The following is a 19877-nucleotide window of genomic DNA, read 5'->3' as shown; positions in this document are numbered from 1 at the left end:
TCGCAATGGATAAGACGTGTGAACGGTCGGAGCGGCCGGATAATTCATCAGAGTTAATATTTATATAAAACAACATTACTTGCTCTTCGTCCGGCATCCGGGCAAGAGTCTAGATATCGGAATAAGCGGTGGGGCGCAGGAACAGAATATCAATCTTCGATACGTTGTTCTGATACTCAGGCGCCGCGGCCAGCTTTTTCCACTCCGGGTCTGCGCCGAAGGCTTTCCAGTGCTCGTCGCGGGCCGCTTGGTTTTCGAACGTGGTCAGGTACATGAGGTTGGGCATGCGGCTGCCGGCCACCACGCGGGCGTAGAACACCGCGTTGAAGCCTAGGCGCTCGAACAGTGGTATTTCGCCGCCCTGGGCAAACATGTGCACCTTATTGCGGTGTTGCTTCTCGGTGGCGCTTTCGTAGCTGCGCAGCTCGTACACGCGCTCCAGCCTCGGCCCTTGCAGCTTGGGCGCCCGCAGGCGCAGCTGATCGGTAAAGGCTTCCAGCTGAATCATTTCTAAGCGAAAGTAGGGAGGAGAAGTGTGGGCAGCGTTCCAGTAGGCAGGGCTGATTTTGCCAAAGTCCACGTCCTGTTCCAGGCGCTCCGCCACGCGCCCCAGCTGCGCCAGCGACGCGTAGGGGATAAGCACCACCACGCGCCGGTCGGTGGCCGTATCGTTGCCGATGGGCTTGAAAACCCCCACCTTCCGGACGCCCAGCTTATGCAGCTCCGGCAAAAAAGCCCCCCGCAGAAAATTCTCCACCTGCTCTTCCTGCTGCCCAGTCTTTACGTGGTAAATTCGGAGCTGGTACATTTCGCGGTCGGCGGCGGGTCGGTACGCCGACACGGTTAGTAGCGTCGCCAGCACAAGCAGCGCCGCGCCAATTTTGATGAGCCGCGCCAGGGATAATTTGTTCATAAGAATAAGGAGTAGAAAGTAGGAGGGAGATGAGCCGAATTTGGAAAAACACGTTACCCGAACCGGGCGCCCGTTTACCCGGAAAACCTACTACGTTAAAAACGAAGAATACGCCTTATGCTCCGCTGGCCCGACGTGCTGAAATATGCCAAATACAGCAACCCCGAACCTCCCAGACGGGTGGAGCAGTCGGAGGCGGCATGGAAGGCGCAGCTGACGCCCGCGCAGTTTGAAGTGATGCGCCTGAAAGGCACCGAGCCGCCGTACCGCAACGCTTACTGCCGCTCCTACGAGCCGGGCGTATATGCCTGCGTGGGCTGCGGCAGCCTGTTATTCAACTCCACCGAGAAGTACCACGCCATTTCCGGCTGGCCCAGCTTCACCCAGCCGATTACCAAAAATGCCATCAAATACGTCTTCGATAACAGCCACCGCATGCAGCGCCTCGAAGCCCTCTGCAACGTCTGCGACTGCCACCTCGGCCACGTATTTCCCGACGGACCTGAGCCGAGCGGTTTGCGCTACTGCATGAATTCGTTGAGCTTAGTTCAGACCAAAGAAGTGGCTCTGGGGGGCAAATTTCAGCCTAGCGATGGGAGCGGTAATCAGCTATAATGCCTTCACAGATCCAGTTGGCCAGCGCCTGCCGGTTATCAGGAATAACGAACCGGCGCTGGTCCTTGTCGTTGCGGATGTTGCCGAGCTCCATAAAAACGGTCGGGGCGAGGCTGTTGCGCACCACGTACAGCGAATTGCGCGTCGTCACGTTGCCGGAATAAGGTCGGTTGGGCTGAGCGCGGCGGTAGCGGGCGGTAAAGGTTTGGTGGATGCGCTGGGCAAGCTGCTGGCCGGCCTTGCTGTTGGAGTTGTGGTAGAAAAAAACGTCTATGTTCTGGCCCGCGCTCCTGCTGTCCACGTGCAAAGTCAGCAGGCGCTGGTAAGCGCTTTTATGCCGGGCATGCAGCTTATTTACAGTATTAATGCCCTGGCGCAGACGAGCCAACTGATTTAGCGGAATAGTCTGGCGCGGATACGTTACCTCGTCGTAATCGGTCTTGAGTACAGCTTGGTCGCGGATGCCGTCGTTGGGGTCCTGTGTAATCATATACACCTGAGCACCGTGCTCCATCAGGGTCCGCGCCAGCCGCAACGTCACATCATAAGCATATTCGTCCTCGGCCAATGCTGCATTGCCATATTGCCCAATGGCCCCCGGGTCGGGCCCGCCGTGTCCGGCCGCCAAGTACAAAACAGCCCCCCGCAGCTGCTGGTCGCGGACAACTATGTTAGCGTATTCATTGCCATACAGTTCCGCCCGTGAAATAGGCGCTAAAGTTCCTCGGGTGGAAGCCTTAGGGCTGGCTGCTTTAGTGCTTGAGCGGGCAGAAGCGGGAGGAAGGCGATATTTTCGGCCGGCAATCAGACCCTGATTTTTGCTCAGGTTGGCCCGATTCAGCACTAGAAAGGCCTGTAAATGCGTAGCCGGATTTAAGCCATGCCGTCGTAGCAAAGTGTGGGTGCCATCACCGGGACGAGCTGTTACCTGGCGAATGACGCCCTGACTAAATGCCAGAACCGAAGTCAGCAGCAGTGCCAGGAAAAGGGAAATTGAACGCAAAAAGAGCAAGCCGCAGGTAAAGAAAATTCGTGTATACCAATATGAGCGTAAAAGTACCGAGGCCGTGCTTATAAACATGAGCCAATTAACTGGCCTGGGCATGCCCTTCGGTTTCCGGCCTTCTGTAGAGACGCGTATTCGCGTCTAATAATCGTTGAACGACTTGTGTCAAAATAAGCAGTCTAAACAACGTCGGCAACGACTAGACGCGAATACGCGTCTCTGAAGAAAGCGTGAGGCATTCATAATCAATTCATTGTCAGGGGTTGACAAGGTTATTGACATTGCTGCCTGTATAATGCGACGCCAGATGCGTATTGGAAGGCTGATTTATTGACTGTCCAACTCTGTGCTCTTCCTGCATGCCTAAATTCACTTCCCAACCTGCTTCACCAGACTTTACCGGCTTTGTAGAGGTGCGCGGCGCCCGCGAGCACAACCTCAAAAACGTTGATCTGAAAATTCCGCGCGATGCATTAGTGGTATTTACGGGCGTGTCGGGTTCGGGCAAGTCGAGTTTGGCCTTCGGGACGCTTTACGCCGAGGCCCAGCGCCGCTACCTGGAGTCGGTATCGCCGTACGCGCGGCGGCTTTTTCACCAGATGGCCGTGCCCGAGGTCGATGCCATTGAAGGTTTGCCCCCCGCAGTGGCCTTGCAGCAGCAGCGCGGCACGCCCACCACGCGCTCGTCAGTGGGCTCGGTCACGACGCTTTCCAATCTCGTGCGCATGCTCTACTCGCGGGCCGGCGACTACCCGGCGGGGCAGGGAATTATCTATGCCGAAGCCTTTTCGCCCAATACGCCTGAGGGTGCCTGCCCCACCTGCCACGGTCTGGGCCGCATTTATGAAGTAACCGAGCGCTCCATGGTGCCCGACGACTCGCTCACCATTCGGGAGCGGGCCATTGCGGCCTGGCCCCAGGCCTGGGGGGGGCAAAATCAGCGCGATATTCTCGTCACGCTCGGCTACGACGTGGATCGGCCCTGGCGCGAGCTGCCCCAGAAAGACCGCGACTGGATTCTGTTCACGGAGGAGCAGCCGGTGGTGCCGGTGTATCCGGGCTACTCGCCCGCCGAAACCCAGCGCGCCCTGAAGCGTCGGGAGCCGCCAAACTATATGGGCACTTTCAGCAGCGCCAAGCGCCATGTGCTGCACACCTTTGCCACCACGCACAGCCCTCTGATGAAAAAGCGGGCCTTGCAATACATGCTCAGCACGGAGTGCCCTCTCTGCCAGGGCAAGCGCCTGCGCCCCGAGTCTTTGTCGGTGAAGTTTGCCGGCCTGGATATAGCCGAGCTTTCGCATCTGCCCCTGAAGCGCTTCGCTGACTTGTTGCGTCCTTACGCCGATGGCACGCACACCGGCCGCAAAAAGCACGATGCCGCCCACCCCGAGCAGGTTATCGTGGCCCAGCGCATCGCTGCCGATCTGGTAGCGCGCCTGGCCGTGTTGCTCGATTTGGGGCTGGGTTATCTGTCGCTGGAGCGTAGCACGCCAACCTTGTCGCCGGGGGAGCTACAGCGGCTGCGACTCGCTACGCAGCTGTATTCCAATCTGTTTGGCGTAGTGTACGTGCTCGATGAGCCCTCCGCCGGCCTGCACCCCTCCGACACGGAGGCATTGCTAGCCGCCTTGGCGAGCTTGAAGCAAAGCGGTAATTCATTGTTTGTGGTCGAGCATAATCTGGACGTTATCCGGCAGGCCGACTGGCTGGTGGATGTGGGTCCGGCGGCCGGCGAGCAGGGAGGCGAAGTGCTCTATAGCGGCTCGCCGGCCGGCTTGGCAAATGTCTCTGCTTCGCAAACGCGCCGTTATTTGTTTGGCGAAGAAAAGCCCCCCACGCGTCCGCCGCGCACACCCAGCGGCTGGCTGCGGCTGGCCGGCGTCACGCGCAACAACCTGAATGAGCTGGCTATAGCATTTCCGCTGGGCGTGCTCACGACCGTTACCGGCGTGTCGGGCTCGGGCAAATCGAGCTTAGTAAGCCAGGTGCTGGTGGAGCTGGTAGCTGAGCATCTAGGCCAAACAATCGAAGCCGACGATGAGCAGGAAGGCGACGAACTGGCCCGGGCCGCACCCATTGCCACTGGGGGGCAAATTGTGAGCGGCATGGAAAATATCAAGCGCCTCGTGCGCGTCGATCAGAAGCCCATTGGCCGCACACCGCGCTCCAATATGGCTACTTACACGGGCCTTTTTGACCACGTGCGTAAGCTGTTTGCCGCCACTAAAATGGCCAAAGCCCGCCGCTACGATGCCGGCCGCTTTTCCTTCAACGTGGCCAAAGGTCGCTGCGAAAACTGCCAGGGCGAAGGCTTTGTGATGGTAGAGCTACTGTTTCTGCCCAGCGTGTACGCGCCCTGCCCGGTATGCCATGGCGCGCGCTACAACGCTAAGACGCTGGAAGTAACGTATCAGGAGAAGAACATCGCCGAGGTGCTGGGCATGACCGTAGATGTGGCCTGGAAGTTTTTCGCCGCCGAGCCTACCGTGCAGCGCGCCCTCACTGTGCTGCGGGAAGTGGGCTTGGGCTATCTGCGGCTGGGCCAGCCCGCTACTGAACTTTCCGGCGGTGAGGCCCAGCGCATTAAGCTTGCCACGGAGCTACAGCGCACCCAGCGCGGCACTTCTGTCTACGTGCTCGATGAGCCTACCACCGGCCTGCACCCTTCCGACGTGGAAAAGCTCATGGCTCAGCTCGACGGCTTGGTGGAAGCCGGCAACACAGTCATTGTAGTAGAGCACGACATGCGCGTAGTAGCCGGCTCCGACTGGGTGATTGACATGGGTCCAGGTGCCGGCGATGAAGGCGGCCAGGTAGTAGCCGCCGATGCACCTGCCAAAGTAGCTAGGAGCAAAGCCAGCCGTACCGCCCCTTACTTAGCGCGTTTCCTCGGTAATGACAGTAAGTAAAATATAAACTCTGTCGACCAATAAGAACGTCATGCAGAGCGCAGCGAAGCATCTCGCGTGCGTCGTTGTTTAGCTTGGCAACATCAGCACGCGAGATGCTTCGCTGCGCTCTGCATGACGGTCGGACTTAATACATCCCTTTTCTGGCCACGCCTTAACGTGGTTTTTGGTTCTAGTTCGATAAACTCCCCGCATTGTGCGTCCTTTGCGGGTCATTCTTCTGTTTCGTGTGGCTATGCCGGCTAATCTTTCTTTGAGAACCGTTGATGTAACGCGCTATGTGACGCCCCTGCGGGAAGGTGGCTCCCTGCCAGCTTTGGCCGAAGCCGACGACGGGTTTCTGTACGTGTTGAAATTCAGAGGAGCAGGACAAGGCATCAAAGCGCTCATTGCCGAGCTCATTGTGGGCGAGCTGGCGCGGGTGATGGGCCTGCGCGTGCCGGAGCTGGTGTTCTGCCAGCTCGATGAAGCCTTCGGCCGCACCGAGCCCGACGAGGAAATTCAGGACCTGCTGCGCGCCAGCACCGGCGTCAATCTGGGGTTGCATTACTTGTCGGGCGCTATCACCTTCGACCCGCTAGTGACTGCAATCGAGCCCTATCTGGCCTCGCAAATTGTGTGGCTGGACTCGCTGACGCTGAACGTAGACCGCACGGCCCGCAACACGAATATGCTCATGTGGCACAAGGAGCTGTGGCTGATTGACCACGGCGCGGCCCTCTACGTGCACCACGCCGGCTCGGGCTGGGCTCAGCCAGACCGGCAGCGCGCTTTTGCGCAAGTAAAAGACCATGTGCTGCTGCCAAAAGCCGCTGAGCTGGCAGCCGTAAACGCCGAAAGCCGAGCGCTGCTAACAAGTGATGTTATTCGGGAGATTGTGGCTTTGGTGCCCGACGAATGGCTGCTGGAAGCTTTCTCAACGGACACCACGGCCCAGGAGCAGCGGACGGCCTATGTAGAGTTTTTGGAAGCTCGCCTTGCCGCATCAGATACCTTTGTTCAAGAAGCGCAGCATGCCCGACAAGCACTTATTTGAGTATGCCGTTCTGCGCGTGGTGCCGCGCGTGGAGCGAGAGGAGTTCCTCAACGTCGGCGTCATTGTGTACTGTCGGGCGCAGGGGTTTTTGCAAACGCAGTTTGAACTGCCCGAAGCCCGCCTGCGTGCCCTCTCCGGCGACCAGGTGGATATGCAGGAGCTAACGGAGCGCCTGAAGGCCTTCGAGCGAATCTGTAGGGGGCGTGCCGAGGGTGGGCCTATCGGTCAGTTGCCCATTGCGGAGCGGTTTCGGTGGCTTACGGCTACGCGCAGCACCGTTGTGCAAACCTCGCCCGTGCACCCCGGCCTCTGCGAAGATGCCGCCGCTACGCTGGCGCGCTTGCATGCACAGCTTGTGCAATGAAATCGCAGTCGTTTAGAGCTATGACACCAACCTGGCCGGGTAATTAACTAGTGGTGGGCGAAAAAGCCCCCCAGAAAAATTATAACCATTCTTGCGACAAGCTAAAATGCTATTCGTCAATCAACTAAACTGGTTTCGGGAGTAGAAAAGAACGTGAAAGGTAAATTATGTAAAAATCAGCCCTTGGTATGGTAGTTGGGGGCTGTGGGTGCTGCGTCAGCGTTCGGGGGCGGCATTTAGCAAAATTTGGGAAAGGGAGGTAAGGTTGAGAATATCGAATAGCTATCACATTTATTATGAGAACCCCGTGGGCCGGGCCGTGAACGATCCGCTGGGTTTTGCCCGTCTCATGTATCAGGCTGGCTCGCGGCCCGAGGATGACTTTAAAGCCTTGCTAAATAACGTTACGAAGCTAATGGCTCGGCGCGAGGATGGCTGCCTACTGGTAGATCAGCGGTTGATGAGTCCTTTTACACCTGAGGAGCAGGAATACGTGATTCAGCAGTGGCTGCCGCGCTTAGTAGAGAAAGGTGGCTACCGCTATGGCGCCGTTCTGGTGGCGCAAAACGTATTCGCACGCCTGGCGACGTCTACTATAATAGCCGCCGTGCGCGACTTATCGATTACATACCAGTATTTTGAGCAGGAAGCCGAGGCCGTCAACTGGCTTATTAGTCAGCAGCGGCACGCTATAAGCGCCTAGCTCAGAGTGTAGCAACAGGACAGAAAAAAGAGGACCTGTATAACCGCGCGGCGGCTATGCAGGTCTTCTTTGCGTATGAGGGGGCTTATTCTGGTGCTGCTTATCCGTTTGCTATGAGTCAGGTATTGACTGCCGAGCCCCGTGTATCTGCCACGCGGGCGCGCATTGCCATTGCGCTATTCTTCTTTGTGTCAGGGTTTGGATTTGCTACCTGGGCCTCACGCATTCCTCTGATTCAACACCGGCTGGGGCTGAATGAAGCCCAGCTGGGGGGCGTTTTGCTGGCCCTGCCGGCTGGCCTGATGCTCACGCTGCCCGTCACGGGGCAGCTGTTGCAGCGCTTTAGTAGCCGCCATGTGATGATGGCGGGCGCAGTGCTTTATAATGTAGCCTTGGCGCTGTTGGGCTTTGCTACCCACACCTGGCAGCTGGTGGCGCTGCTCTTTTGCTTCGGCTCCTCCCGCAACCTGCTCAATCTGAGTATGAACGCGCAGTCGGTGGGTGTGCAGACGCTGTACGAGCGCTCCATTATTGCTTCTTTTCATGGTGTCTGGAGCGTGGCGGGGTTCGCGGCGGCGGGCGTGGGCACTTTGCTGATAAGAGGTGCGGTGCCTATTAGCTATCACTTTCTGGGGGTAGCGGTGCTGCTCACGGCGCTGTCGCTGGCGTTTTTCCCCAATGCGCTGGCGCTGCCTCCTTCGCCGCCGGCTACCAAATCTCGCTTTTCCTGGCCCGATAAGCCGCTGCTGAAATACGGCCTTATCACGTTCGCCTCCATGGCCTGCGAAGGCACACTCTATGACTGGACGGGCGTGTACTTTGTGCAGGCCGTGCACGCACCCAAGGAGTTAGCCACGCTGGGCTTCACGGCCTACTTAGTTGCCATGACCACAGGCCGCTTCCTCGGCGACTGGGGAGTAAGCCGTTTTGGCACCAAACCAATGCTCCAAGCCAGCGGCATCCTGATGACAACCGGCTTGCTGCTGGCTGCGGCTTTCCCAACGCCGATACTGGCCGGCCTTGGGTTTGTACTGGGCGGATTGGGCGTGTCGTGCGTGGTGCCGCTGGTGTTTGGCCTCGTGGGCAAGGCCAGCCCCGAGCGTGCCGGGGCCGCCATTGCCTCCGTCTCTACGGTAAGCTATTTCGGCTTTTTAATCGTGCCGCCGCTGGTAGGGTTTGTGGCCAAAGCCTCGGACCTGCGCTGGTCGTTTGCGCTGGTGGCGCTTTTGGGCGGACTGGTGGTCTGGCTGGTGCCTAAGCTGCGGGAAGAAGCATAAAAAAGCCCCCCAGAAGTGCAAGGAGCGTTTACCACAAGCTCAACAACGGCCTTTACCATGGTCGGAGCGTATAGGATAGCCAGCACTTCAACATAGCAGCATGGACTACATTCGCTTAGGGGCCTCAGGCCTACAGGTTTCCAGAATTTGCCTGGGCACGATGACCTACGGCACCCCCACCGACCGCTGGCCGTGGGCGCTCAACGAGGAGCAGAGCCGGCCTTTTATACAGAAGGCGTTGGAGCTGGGAATCAACTTCTTTGATACAGCCGACGTGTATTCCAACGGCGCCAGCGAAGAAGTAGTAGGCCGGGCCCTACGCGATTTTGCCTCCCGCGACGAGGTGGTTATTGCCACGAAAGTGTATAATGCCATGGGGCCGGGACCCAACGATAAAGGGCTGTCGCGCAAGCATATAATGAAGGCCATTGATGCCAGCCTCAAGCGCCTCGGCACCGACTACGTTGACCTATACCAGATTCACCGCTGGGACTACGATACGCCCATTGAGGAAACAATGGAAGCTCTGCATGATGTGGTGAAAGCGGGCAAGGCGCGCTACATTGGGGCTTCCTCCATGTTCTCTTGGCAATTTGCGCAGGCCCTGTATTTGGCCGATCTGCACGGCTGGACGCGCTTTGTGAGCATGCAGCCCCACTACAACCTGGTGTACCGCGAGGAGGAGCGCGAAATGCTGCCGCTGTGCCAGGATCAGAAAATCGGTGTGATTCCGTGGTCGCCGCTGGCGCGGGGGCTGCTCACGGGTAAGCGCAGCAAGGCGCGCAACGAAACCGAGCGCGCCCGCACCGATATCTTCGGGCAGGCGCTCTACTCCCGCGATGATGACTTCGACGTGGCCGCCCGCGTGACGGAAATCGCTGAAGCCCGCGGGCTGCCCAATGCCCAGGTGGCGCTGGCCTGGATGCTATCGAAGCCCGTGGTCACGGCCCCCATTATCGGGGCCAGCAAAACCGGACACTTGGAGGATGCCGTCGCCGCTCTGGACGTGCAGCTTTCGGAGGAAGAAATCACCCGTTTGGAAGAGCTTTATTTACCGCACCCGGTGCTGGGTTTTGCTTAAATCAATAGTTATTTCTCGGTGTTTATGGGTATGAAAACTGTTTTTCTATTGCTCTTGCTGAGCCTAGCTGCTTGCGCGCCTGAGCAGGTAAAAAATATCACCCAGCAATCGGGCGTCGATTTTAAGGCTTATAAAACCTACAACTTCATGGATGTGAATGCCCGCAACGAGGCCGATTTTCAGGGCCCTGGTACCGGCATCGAAACCCTGAAGCAAGCCGTGAGCCGCGAGATGGCGCGGCGCGGGTATCAGCAGTCGGATACGCCGGATTTGCTGGTGAATATTGGGGTCGTTATTAAAGACAAAACCCAAACCCGCCAGACGACTATTCAGGAAGCGCCCTTTTATATTGGGCAGCGCAACTACCGCTGGCAAAGCCAGGAGGTGAAAACGGGCACTTACGAAGAGGGTACCGCCACTGTGGAAGTGGTGGATGCGGCCCGTAATGAGCTGATCTGGGAAGGCTCCGTGGCCAGCGTCCTGACGCCCAAGCCCGACAAGCTGACCAAGCGCATAAACGACGCCATCAGGACCTTGTTTGATAAATACCCGGTGCCGCCCCAAAGCTAGTGCCGCCGCGAAAACTGAAAAAGCCCCCAGGTCATTTTGGAATGGTTGGGAGGCTTTTTTCAGCTTTATTGGCAGCCAGCTAGCAATTGAAACGCTGCCCGCGACCTTCTGCCGCTACCTTTGCCGGATGCATACGCTCGATCAACTGCGCGCCGGCAAGCTGGCCGGCACCACTCACCTTGACTTATCCGAAGGTCTCACGGAGTTTCCCGCTGAGATTTTTGAGCTGGCTGACACGCTCGAAATCCTCAATCTTTCCGGTAATAAGCTCTCAGATTTGCCCCCCGACCTGGGGCGGCTGCACAAGCTGCGCATTCTGTTTTGCTCCAATAACGAGTTTACCAGCGTACCCGAAGTGTTAGGTCAATGCCCGCAACTGAGCATGGTCGGGTTCAAAGCCAACCAAATTCAAACCCTGCCCGCGGCGGCGCTTACGCCAGCCCTGCGCTGGCTTATCCTCACCGACAATCAGCTGACAAATTTGCCCCCCGAGCTAGGCAACTGTAAGTATTTGCAGAAGCTTATGCTAGCTGGCAACCAGCTGACGGAGCTGCCCGCGAGCATGGCGGCCTGCACGCGGCTGGAGCTGGTGCGCATTGCTGCGAATCGGTTTAAGGCTCTGCCCGAGTGGCTGTTGTCCTTGCCGCGGCTGTCGTGGCTGGCGTATGCGGGCAACCCTTTCAGTGAGGCAGCCGAGCAGGCCGCCGTAGTCCAGCACCCCATAACCACCATCGATTGGGCAGCACTAACCTTGCAGCAGCAATTGGGCGAGGGTGCCTCGGGTGTTATCTACCAGGGGCAATGGCAGCGCGAGAATGCCTCCCCGCAGGCCGTGGCCGTGAAGCTGTTCAAAGGCGCTGTGACCAGCGACGGCCTGCCGCGCAGCGAAATGGCCGCCTGCATCAGCGCCGGCGCTCACCCAAATCTGATAGCGGTGGGGGGCAAAATTGGTGGCCATCCTGCGGGCGCTGAAGGCTTGGTGCTGGAGTTGATTGATCCAGCGTTTGGCAACCTCGCTGGCCCGCCAAGCTTCGTGACGTGCACCCGCGATATTTACGATCCCGAAACCATTTTCAGCGTGGAAGACGCGCTACATATTGCCGCTGGCATTGCCGGCGCCGCTGAGCACCTGCACGAGCGCGGCATCATGCACGGCGACTTATATGCCCACAATATTCTGACCGCGGAAGGCGGCGTCAGTATGCTCAGCGACTTCGGGGCTGCCTGTTTTTTCGACCCCGAAAATGTGGCAACCGCTCATGCGCTGCAACGCCTGGAAGTGCGGGCTTTTGGCTGCTTGCTGGAAGAATTGCTAGACCGTTGCCCGGACTCGGACGCTATCGATGGACTGAAAAACCTACAGCAGCAGTGCGCGCAGCCCAACGCGGCGGCCCGGCCACTGTTCGCCGAAATCCGGCAGGCGCTGGACCTCACCCCCGGCCCCTCTCCCCGAGGAGAGGGGAGCCAGACGATACTTAAATAGGCCATTGTTAAGCAAGGCTCCCCTCTCCTCGGGGAGAGGGGCCGGGGGTGAGGTCCCGCAGCCAAACAAAAAAGCCCCCCAGAGCAGCTCTGGGGGGCTTTTTTCAAGATCGAAAATCAAGCTAGCTTTTCTTTTTAGCGGGGGCCTTCTTATCGGTTGGTTTGCTGGCTTTGGCCTCCGTAACGGGGAAGCCGCGCTCGCGCATCAGTGCTTCCGTTTTGGGGTCGCGGCCGCGGAACGAGCGGTAAGCCTCAGCCGGATCAACGGTGTTGCCTACGGAGAAAATCTGCTGGGTGAGACGCTTGCCCACGGCTTTGTCGTAAGGGCCGCCGGCTTCGGTGAAGGCGCCGTACGCGTCGGCGGCAATTACCACCGACCAGAGGTAGCTGTAGTAGCCAGCCGAGTAGCCATCAGACGAGAAAACGTGCGAGAACTGAGGCGTGCGGTGGCGCATGACAATCTCGCTTGGCATACCTAGCTGAGCCAACGTTTCGCGCTCAAACTTGTCGGGATCAATCTTTTGGTCGCCGGCCAGGTGCAGCTTCATATCAATGAGGGCGCTGGCCAGAAACTCGGTAGTTTCGAAGCCCTGATTGAACGTGGCTGCCTTTTCGATGCGGTCAACCAATGCTTGCGGAATGGGCTTCCCGGTTTGGTAGTGCACAGCGAATTTCTGCAATACCTGGGGCGTAGAAAGCCAGTTTTCGAGCACCTGCGACGGAAACTCTACGTAGTCGCGCACCACGCTAGTACCGGATAAAGTAGGGTAGGTGACGTTGGAAGAAAGTCCGTGCAGCGCGTGGCCAAACTCGTGAAACAACGTGGTGGCGTCGGTCCAGGAAATGAGCGTGGGCGCGCCGTCTTTCCCCTTCACGAAGTTGGAGTTGTTTGAAACGATGGTTGTGACGGGCTTGCCGTCCATGCGCTCCTGCTTACGGTAGGCGTTCATCCAGGCACCGGAGCGTTTGCCGGGGCGGGCATACGGATCGAAGTACCAAAGGCCCACCTGTTTGCCGGACGTCTTATCTTTCACCTCCCACACCTTCACATCGGGGTGGTACACGGGCACGTTGGTGACGGGGCTGAAAGTGAAGTTGAACAGCTCACCGGCTACCCAAAACATGCCTTCGCGCATCTTATCGAGCTGCAAATACTGCTTCACCTCATTCTGGTCGAGGTCATAGCGTTCTTTGCGCACTTTCTCCGCGTAGTAGCGGTAGTCCCAGGGCTCAATCTTGAAGGTAGCGCCTTCCTTTTTGGCCAACGCCTGCATGTCGGCCACTTCCTCTTTTACGCGTGCTACGGCCGGCTTCCATACTTCTTCCATCAGCGCCATGGCCTTTTCAGGCGTCTTGGCCATGGTGTTGTCGAGGCGCAGGTGAGCGTGCGTTTTGTAGCCCAGTAGCTTGGCGCGCTCAGCGCGTAATTGTAGAATCTGGGTAATGAGGGCGTTGTTGTCGTGGGCGCCGCCATTGTCGCCGCGGCTGTAGAACATGCGCCACGCTTTCTCGCGCAACTTGCGCTGGTCGGAGTAAGTCAGGAACGGATCAATGGAAGAGCGCGTGTTGGTAATCACGCCCGCGGCCGTGAGCTTGCGGTCGGCGGCAGCCTTAGCGGCATCTTCGCGCAGAGAAGCTGACAAACCACCGAGGTCGGCGGGCGTTTTCAGCACCAGCACCGAGTCGGTTTCATCGGCCAGTACGTTCTGGCTAAACTTGGTGAAGTGCCCCGCCAGCTCCTGATTGATGGCCGACAAGCGCGTCTTCGCCTTGGCATCAAGCTTGGCACCGGCACGCACAAAGTTGTTGTAATACACAAACGCCAGACGCTGCTGCTCAGGCGTCAGCTTCTGTTTGTCGGGTGAGTTGTACACCGCCTCAATGCGGCGAAACAGGGCCTCGTTCTGGGTGATCTGGTCGGAGAAGGCGGCCATCTTGGGGGCCATTTCGCGCTGCACCAACTGCACTTCGGGATTGCTCATTGTCCCGGTCCAGACGCCGTACACGGTCTGCACCTGGTCCAGGGTTTGGCCTGCCCGTTCCAGGGCGGCAATGGTGTTCTCAAAATTGGGAGCCTGCTTATTGCTGGCAATGGCCTCTATTTCCTTCAGGTTTTCGGCCATTGCAGCCTCCAGAGCCGGCTTAAACTGAGCCACTTCTACCTTATCGAAGGCTGGCACGCCGCCATAAGGACCGGCCCAGGGGGCTAGTAAGGCATTATTGTCGGGGCGGGTGGCGGTGGCGGTAAACGTGGGTGCCGCCGTTTGGGCGTGGCTGGAAGTTGGGTTCACAGAGGCAGCAAAACTGAAGGTGAAAAGAGTATTTGCCAGTAAAAGCCTACCAGGAGAAAAGAATAGTTTGGGCATGAGGTATACAGTAGTTGATAAATCAGTTTGAGCCTGAAAGGTAAGAAGGAACGGTTCGGTTCCTTTCAGCTGGCCGTAGTTTACTGCTGGCGTGAAAGCGGCCTTCCTATGTATGGTAGCCCGGCGTAGAGACGCAATAGTTGGAGTCTTGTCGTTGCTGCTGTTGTGTTATCTGAATCTTCGATACCAATCGTTCAACGGTGAGACGCAAGATGTTGCGTCTCTACAGGGCAACACAACCGATACTCATTGTGCCAGGAAAATATTTTTCTCTCCGTCTGTAACCTTGGCCAAATCGCGCAGTTACCAGCGCCGAATACGGTCGCTACTCGCATCGCCTATGTCAGTTGAAAAAATATTTTCATCCGGCTGTAACGTTTCGACTTCGTTCTGGTAATCGCCTCATTCAATACCCTGGCTCTCGTTTTTAGTAGCCTGCTAGCTTATCATTTATACAGCAAATTTCTGCTAGAAGCAGACTGATTTTTAGTAGCTGATTCCGGCCGCGCCAACCGGCCCTCACCTTTTTGTTTCAACCGCTTTTCGCGCCGCTTATTTCGGTCGCCGGTCATTATTGTGCCCAAATTTTTGGCTCCGAGAAATCTGCGCTTTCCCTTTCGCTTTCTACTCTAAAATTTCACCGCGCTATGTCTTTCAATTTTACGCTGCGTTTTTGCCTTTTGCTTGTCACTTTCGTGGCTGGGGGGCATTTTGCGGTAGCCCAGCAAACGCCGGCTCCCACCAGCTCCGCCACGGCCGCTCCCAAGCGCCAGCTGCAGGCCCTGCGCATCACGGAGCCCATTAAGCTCGATGGCGAACTCAATGAAGCCATGTGGCAACAGGCCACGGTAGCCACCGATTTTATTCAGCAGCGGCCCAACCCCGGCGTACCGGAAAAGCAGAAAACCGAAGTGCGCATACTCTATGATGACGCCAACCTCTACATCGGCGCCATCATGCACGACATTAGCCCCGACTCCATTCTGCGCGAAATGACTCAGCGCGACCAGTTTGGCAACACCGATCTGTTTTCCATTTTTCTGGATACTTATAATGACAAGCTCAACGGCTACAACTTCACCGTAACAACTTCGGGCGTGCAGCTGGATGCGCGCTACTCGCCGGCCAGCGGTGAAGACTGGAACTGGAATGCCGTGTGGGATGCCCAAACCAGCCAGCGCGGCACCGACTGGATTGCCGAAATGCGCATTCCGTATTCGGCCATTCGCTTCAGCAAAGCGCCTGAGCAGCTCTGGGGGCTAAATTTTGCCCGCCAGCGCAAGCGCGACAACGCGCAGTTTTTCTGGAATGAAGTGAAGCCCGAAGTCGACGGTTTTGTAAACCAGTGGGGCGAGCTGCGCGGCATCCAAAACGTGGAGCCGCCGCTGCGTCTTTCCCTCACGCCCTACGTATCGGCCTACGTAAACCACAACCCGCTGAACGCCGACGGCACGCGCCGCACAACAACGAGCTTCAACGGCGGCGCCGACCTGAAATGGGGTATCAATGAAAGCTTCACGCTGGACGCTACGCTGGTGCCCGATTTTGGGCAGGTGCAGAGCGATAATCAGGTGCTCAACCTGTCGCCATTTGAGGTGCAGTTCAACGAAAACCGACAGTTCTTTACTGAGGGCACCGAGCTGTTCAACAAAGGCAACTTATTCTATTCACGCCGCGTGGGTGCCACGCCCATCGGCTTCTATAATGTGGCTGCGGGCGAAAATGAGAAGATCGTGCGTAACCCCACCGAAACCCGTTTGCTGAACGCTACGAAAGTATCGGGCCGCACCAGCAAAGGCTTGGGAGTTGGCTTGTTTAACGCGCTCAGCAACGACGTGTACGCCACCGTGCGCAACACCGAAACGGGGGAGGAGCGCGAGGTGCAAACTCAGCCCTTCAGCAACTACAATATTGCCGTGCTCGACCAGAGCCTGAAGAACAATTCCTACGTGAGCCTCATCAATACCAACGTCACGCGCTGGGGCAAAACCTACGACGCCAACGTAACTGGGGGGCTTTTTCGCTTCGCTGACAAGAAGAACGCGTATGCCTTTGATGGCAGCGTCGTGTATTCGCGGCGGCGCGGCACCGCCTTCGGCTCCGATGACCAAGTAAGCGACCAAGACGGCTACAAATACCGTGTGGGCGTGGGCAAAATCAGCGGCAAATTTACCTGGGGCCTAAACCACGGCATTGAGTCGGATACCTACAACCCAAACGATTTGGGTATCCTGTTTGGCAACAACAAAATCACGCAGTCGCTGGACATGGGCTACTGGAAGTACAAGCCTTTTTGGAAGGTGAATAACTTCTACCTGTTTGGGCAGGCCCGCCACACGCTGTTGTATAAGCCCACGCGCTACCAAAGCACGAGCTTTTACCTGGGCGCTAACACCACGTTTACCAAGAACTTTCTGCAAGTCGGCTTCGACTTCAACGTGGACCCGCGCAACCACGATTACTTTGAGCCGCGCGTGTTTCCGCTGGGCGAATACTATGTACGCGTGCCCGGCAGCACCAGTCTGATTGTATTCTTCAATTCGGATACGCGCAAGAAGTTTGCGCTGGGCATGAACGCCGGCAACAGCACCTACGCCCTCGACGACCGCTTCGCCCGCGACCGGCGGGTAAGCTACCGGTTTGGCGCTTACCCACGCTACCGCGTAAATGACCACCTCACCTTTCGCTACAGCCTCGATTGGAGCTTTGATGGCAACCAGATTGGCTACGTAAATGGCGGAATGTCGCGCGATGAGCCTATGGATGAGCCGTTTATGGGACAGGTTATTCTCGGCCGCCGCGATGTGGCCACGGTTTCCAACGTGCTCTCGGTGGCCTACACATTCACCAACCGCATGTCGTTTACGCTGCGCACGCGCCACTACACCAGCAACGTGCGCTACGCCGACTTCTCGGCTCTGGCGCCGGGCGGCGATGAGCAGCTTGTGGACTACCGCCGCAACCGCGACAACACCTACAATGCCTTCAACGTGGACGCGGTGTACTCGTGGTGGTTTGCGCCCGGCTCCCAGATCAGCGTGGTGTGGAAGAACGCAGGCACCTCGTTTTTGCAGGCCAACGAAGCCACACCGCTCTACTTTGATAATCTCAGCAATACCATAAACACGCCCCACAATAACTCCGTCTCCGTCAAGGTGCTCTACTACCTCGACTACCTGGCCTTCCGGAAAAAATAAGGAGCCGCTTTACGTCGAAAAGCCCCCCAGCGCCGCTGTCAACCGTAGATGGCAGTGCTGGGGGGCTTTTTTGTGTCGCGAATACGGGGAAAGCTGTGTACTCGCAAATGGTAATTGCCGTACAAGCTGCTGCCAGCTCTGCCAGTTTTCAAACCAGATTTTTGCTTCCTTATGTCGTCCTTTTTAGAAGAATTTCTGCGTAACCCAGCCGTAGTGGGCTCCATGGTGCCCAGCTCCCGCGAGCTAACCGGGAAAGTAATGGCGCCCATCGACTTTGGCAGCGCCCGCTGCATTGTGGAGTACGGCCCCGGCACGGGCGTTTTTACAGATATACTTATTCAGCGCCGCAAAGCCGAAACGGCCATAGTGCTAATCGAAGTAAACCGCCGTTTCAGCCAGATGCTGAAGGAGCGCTACTCAGGCCAACCCAACGTACACATCATCCACGGCTCAGCCGACAAAACCGGCGAATACTTGCAGAAACTGGGTTTGGATACCGTCGATTATGTGGTGTGCGGCTTGCCATTTTCTTCCCTGCCGCGCCGCCTGGGCTGGCGCATTATGCAGCAAACCCAGCAGGTGCTACTGCCTGATGGTAAGCTCATTCTGTTTCAGTATTCTCTCCAGAACAAACGCCTGTTCGAGCGCTTTTTTCGCCTACTCGACGATACGTATGTACTGCTGAATATCCCGCCCGCTCACGTTCTGGTTTACACCCCCGAAACGACCGTTGCCGCCACCAATGCCACTGAAGTGGTGCAGAATAGCTCGGCCAACGTGCCAGCCTAGGCGTGCTTACTTTTGCGTACGCTTAATGCAGCCAATTCACCCTCTTTTTCGCTAGTATGAGTTTATTAACCGTTTCAGGAATTACACTGCGAGAAAAAGAGAAGTACATTCTAAATGACGTCAGCTTCAGCCAGCAAAAACAACAGAAAATAGCCCTGGCCGGCGAAACCGGAGCGGGCAAAAGCACCCTTCTCCAGACCATTGCCGGCCTAGTGCAGCCCGATGCTGGCGAAGTATGGTTTGATGGTCGGAAAGCCAAAGGTCCGGCCGAACAATTGATGCCCGGCAACCCGGGAATTTCGTACCTGTCGCAACAGTTTGAGCTGCCTAAATTTTTGCGGGTGGAGCAGGTGCTGAAATACGCCAATAAGCTGTCGGCAGAGGAGGCCCACACGCTGTTTGAAGTGTGTCGAATAGACCATCTGGGCGGGCGCCGCACCGACCAGCTATCCGGCGGCGAAAGGCAGCGGATTGCCCTGGCAAAACTGCTGCTTTCCTCACCCCAATTGCTGCTGCTGGATGAGCCGTTTTCCAACCTGGATATGGTGCATAAAAATATCCTGAAATCTGTGATTCAGGATATCGGCGAGAAGCTGCAAATCACCTGTATTCTCATCTCCCACGATCCGCTGGATACGCTTTCGTGGGCTGATGAGATAGTGGTGATGCATGGGGGGCAAATCGTGCAAAAAGGCCCCCCAAACCACATTTACAACCAGCCCGTCAATGAGTATGTAGCGGGACTTTTTGGTACCTATAATCTGATAACAAGCGTCGCTCAGGCAAAGGCTTTAGCAGCGGCGGCCGGAGTGAAAAGCAAGCGTAAAACGATGCTGATTCGGCCGGAGAATTTCAGCTTAGATCTCGTCAATACGGGCGGCCTTTCGGGTGAGGTGCAAAAGGTGCGTTTCTTCGGTTCGTATTCCGAAATTGACATTCAATTCGCTGGTAGTATCGTTAAGGTTCGCACCAGCGTAGGCCGCGCAACCCCCGGCGATACAGTTGGCCTTTCGCTGACCGCTGACGCCGTCTGGTATTTAGAGAATTGAAGGTCAAAACGCAGGCCTAAAGCAGCAGCGTAATCGGTAGAAACAAGATGGCCTATTTGTAGCGCTATGAGTTGGTGTTTTCCCGTTGACTATGGTTTGATATTCTGTCACTTTTCCGGCCCATCAAGTGAGAAAAATACGCTTCGTATGCTGCATACTGGCACTGCTGACAATTGCGGCTTGCGCCACGGCCCAAACAACGCCTAAGGTGCTGAATACTTACCGTAATAAAGCAGTAGTGGTGAGCAAGCCAGCGCTTATAACTACACCGCTTGGCGCTGAGGCACCAAATGGGTTTCTGGGGCGTACCTCCGCGTTTCGCAACCGGGAAATGTCGGTGATGGTAACGCTGACCCGGCCACTTTCCAAGGCAGAGACGCTACGCTATACCGAAACCAAATCGTCGGTGCGGGTAATCTGCGCAAGCGTCACTGTATATGACGCCAACGGTACGCTGATGGCGATGGGTGAAAAGTGCACCCTGGTGCCCGGAGAAAAGAAGTAGAACAATTTTGTA

The 19877-nt window shown here is 57.0% G+C and carries 16 protein-coding genes and 1 pseudogene; 14 read left to right on the top strand and 3 right to left on the bottom strand.

The window, feature by feature from the left end:
• Positions 1 to 109 precede the first annotated feature (109 nt).
• Positions 110 to 913, bottom strand: a complete 804-nt coding sequence (locus IEW06_RS17635; protein ID WP_187731546.1) for an NIPSNAP family protein — start codon at positions 911 to 913, stop codon at positions 110 to 112.
• A 117-nt stretch (positions 914 to 1030) separates the two neighbouring features.
• Between IEW06_RS17635 and msrB the strand changes: the two genes are divergently transcribed.
• The gene (msrB, locus tag IEW06_RS17630; RefSeq protein WP_187731547.1) at positions 1031 to 1528 is read left to right on the top strand and encodes a peptide-methionine (R)-S-oxide reductase MsrB; all 498 of its coding nucleotides are present in this window, start codon (positions 1031 to 1033) and stop codon (positions 1526 to 1528) included.
• Here the strand turns inward: msrB and IEW06_RS17625 are convergent.
• Positions 1500 to 2531 (bottom strand): N-acetylmuramoyl-L-alanine amidase family protein, encoded by a 1032-nt coding sequence (locus tag IEW06_RS17625; protein ID WP_223284452.1) that lies wholly within the window; start codon positions 2529 to 2531, stop codon positions 1500 to 1502. The genes msrB and IEW06_RS17625 overlap by 29 nt on opposite strands.
• A gap of 362 nt (positions 2532 to 2893) precedes the next feature.
• Here IEW06_RS17625 and IEW06_RS17620 point away from each other — a divergent pair, with 362 nt between their 5' ends.
• From IEW06_RS17620 to IEW06_RS17585, 8 genes are all read left to right on the top strand, one after another.
• Entirely contained in the window at positions 2894 to 5446 is a 2553-nt protein-coding gene (locus tag IEW06_RS17620; RefSeq protein ID WP_188548671.1) for an excinuclease ABC subunit UvrA, read from the top strand.
• 235 nt (positions 5447 to 5681) lie between these two features.
• Positions 5682 to 6482 (top strand): HipA family kinase, encoded by an 801-nt coding sequence (locus tag IEW06_RS17615; RefSeq protein ID WP_187731548.1) that lies wholly within the window; start codon positions 5682 to 5684, stop codon positions 6480 to 6482.
• On the top strand, positions 6460 to 6846 hold the full coding sequence (locus IEW06_RS17610; protein WP_187731549.1) for a DUF3037 domain-containing protein: 387 nt from the start codon (positions 6460 to 6462) through the stop codon (positions 6844 to 6846). Before IEW06_RS17615 ends, IEW06_RS17610 begins: the two co-directional genes overlap by 23 nt.
• 265 nt (positions 6847 to 7111) lie before the next feature.
• The gene (locus IEW06_RS17605) at positions 7112 to 7549 is read left to right on the top strand and encodes a SpoIIAA family protein (protein ID WP_187731550.1); all 438 of its coding nucleotides are present in this window, start codon (positions 7112 to 7114) and stop codon (positions 7547 to 7549) included.
• A 113-nt stretch (positions 7550 to 7662) separates the two neighbouring features.
• Entirely contained in the window at positions 7663 to 8826 is a 1164-nt protein-coding gene (locus IEW06_RS17600; RefSeq protein ID WP_187734285.1) for an MFS transporter, read from the top strand.
• Between the two features lie 100 nt (positions 8827 to 8926).
• Positions 8927 to 9907, top strand: a complete 981-nt coding sequence (locus tag IEW06_RS17595; protein ID WP_187731551.1) for an aldo/keto reductase — start codon at positions 8927 to 8929, stop codon at positions 9905 to 9907.
• Between the two features lie 30 nt (positions 9908 to 9937).
• Entirely contained in the window at positions 9938 to 10477 is a 540-nt protein-coding gene (locus IEW06_RS17590; RefSeq protein WP_187731552.1) for a DUF4136 domain-containing protein, read from the top strand.
• Positions 10478 to 10604: 127 nt separating this feature from the next.
• Positions 10605 to 11960 (top strand): leucine-rich repeat-containing protein kinase family protein, encoded by a 1356-nt coding sequence (locus tag IEW06_RS17585; RefSeq protein ID WP_187731553.1) that lies wholly within the window; start codon positions 10605 to 10607, stop codon positions 11958 to 11960.
• Positions 11961 to 12081: 121 nt separating this feature from the next.
• Here the strand turns inward: IEW06_RS17585 and IEW06_RS17580 are convergent, their stop codons facing one another.
• Positions 12082 to 14250, bottom strand: coding sequence for a M3 family metallopeptidase (locus tag IEW06_RS17580; protein WP_223284454.1), 2169 nt, complete (start codon positions 14248 to 14250; stop codon positions 12082 to 12084).
• 722 nt (positions 14251 to 14972) lie between these two features.
• On the opposite strand from IEW06_RS17580, the gene IEW06_RS17575 reads away from it, so the two are divergent.
• The 5 genes and pseudogenes from IEW06_RS17575 (at position 14973) to IEW06_RS17560 (ending at position 19865) form a co-directional block, all read left to right on the top strand.
• Complete coding sequence (locus IEW06_RS17575) at positions 14973 to 17522, top strand: DUF5916 domain-containing protein (protein ID WP_188548670.1); 2550 nt, start codon at positions 14973 to 14975, stop codon at positions 17520 to 17522.
• 171 nt (positions 17523 to 17693) lie between these two features.
• Positions 17694 to 18311, top strand: coding sequence for a class I SAM-dependent methyltransferase (locus IEW06_RS17570; RefSeq protein WP_187731557.1), 618 nt, complete (start codon positions 17694 to 17696; stop codon positions 18309 to 18311).
• Positions 18312 to 18367: 56 nt separating this feature from the next.
• Positions 18368 to 18853, top strand: a pseudogene (locus IEW06_RS21090) (ATP-binding cassette domain-containing protein); the annotation flags it as partial.
• Entirely contained in the window at positions 18854 to 19360 is a 507-nt protein-coding gene (locus IEW06_RS21085) for a TOBE domain-containing protein (protein ID WP_444542858.1), read from the top strand.
• 127 nt (positions 19361 to 19487) lie between these two features.
• Complete coding sequence (locus tag IEW06_RS17560) at positions 19488 to 19865, top strand: hypothetical protein (protein ID WP_187731558.1); 378 nt, start codon at positions 19488 to 19490, stop codon at positions 19863 to 19865.
• The last annotated feature ends 12 nt before the right edge of the window (positions 19866 to 19877 follow it).

It is taken from the genome of Hymenobacter qilianensis (assembly GCF_014638675.1).
GTDB classification, from domain to species: Bacteria; Bacteroidota; Bacteroidia; order Cytophagales; family Hymenobacteraceae; genus Hymenobacter; species Hymenobacter qilianensis.
Note: the sequence above shows the minus strand (reverse complement) of the source record. Positions and strands in the feature narration are given on the sequence as shown.

Coding starts and splice junctions, on each gene's coding strand:
- IEW06_RS17595 (WP_187731551.1), top strand. CDS start 8,927: ATGGACTACATTCGCTTAGGGGCCTCAGGCCTACAGGTTTCCAGAATT.
- IEW06_RS17620 (WP_188548671.1), top strand. CDS start 2,894: ATGCCTAAATTCACTTCCCAACCTGCTTCACCAGACTTTACCGGCTTT.
- IEW06_RS17585 (WP_187731553.1), top strand. CDS start 10,605: ATGCATACGCTCGATCAACTGCGCGCCGGCAAGCTGGCCGGCACCACT.
- msrB (WP_187731547.1), top strand. CDS start 1,031: ATGCTCCGCTGGCCCGACGTGCTGAAATATGCCAAATACAGCAACCCC.
- IEW06_RS17610 (WP_187731549.1), top strand. CDS start 6,460: ATGCCCGACAAGCACTTATTTGAGTATGCCGTTCTGCGCGTGGTGCCG.
- IEW06_RS17615 (WP_187731548.1), top strand. CDS start 5,682: ATGCCGGCTAATCTTTCTTTGAGAACCGTTGATGTAACGCGCTATGTG.
- IEW06_RS17570 (WP_187731557.1), top strand. CDS start 17,694: ATGTCGTCCTTTTTAGAAGAATTTCTGCGTAACCCAGCCGTAGTGGGC.
- IEW06_RS17635 (WP_187731546.1), bottom strand. CDS start 913: ATGAACAAATTATCCCTGGCGCGGCTCATCAAAATTGGCGCGGCGCTG.
- IEW06_RS17575 (WP_188548670.1), top strand. CDS start 14,973: ATGTCTTTCAATTTTACGCTGCGTTTTTGCCTTTTGCTTGTCACTTTC.
- IEW06_RS17600 (WP_187734285.1), top strand. CDS start 7,663: ATGAGTCAGGTATTGACTGCCGAGCCCCGTGTATCTGCCACGCGGGCG.
- IEW06_RS21085 (WP_444542858.1), top strand. CDS start 18,854: ATGGTGCATAAAAATATCCTGAAATCTGTGATTCAGGATATCGGCGAG.
- IEW06_RS17590 (WP_187731552.1), top strand. CDS start 9,938: ATGAAAACTGTTTTTCTATTGCTCTTGCTGAGCCTAGCTGCTTGCGCG.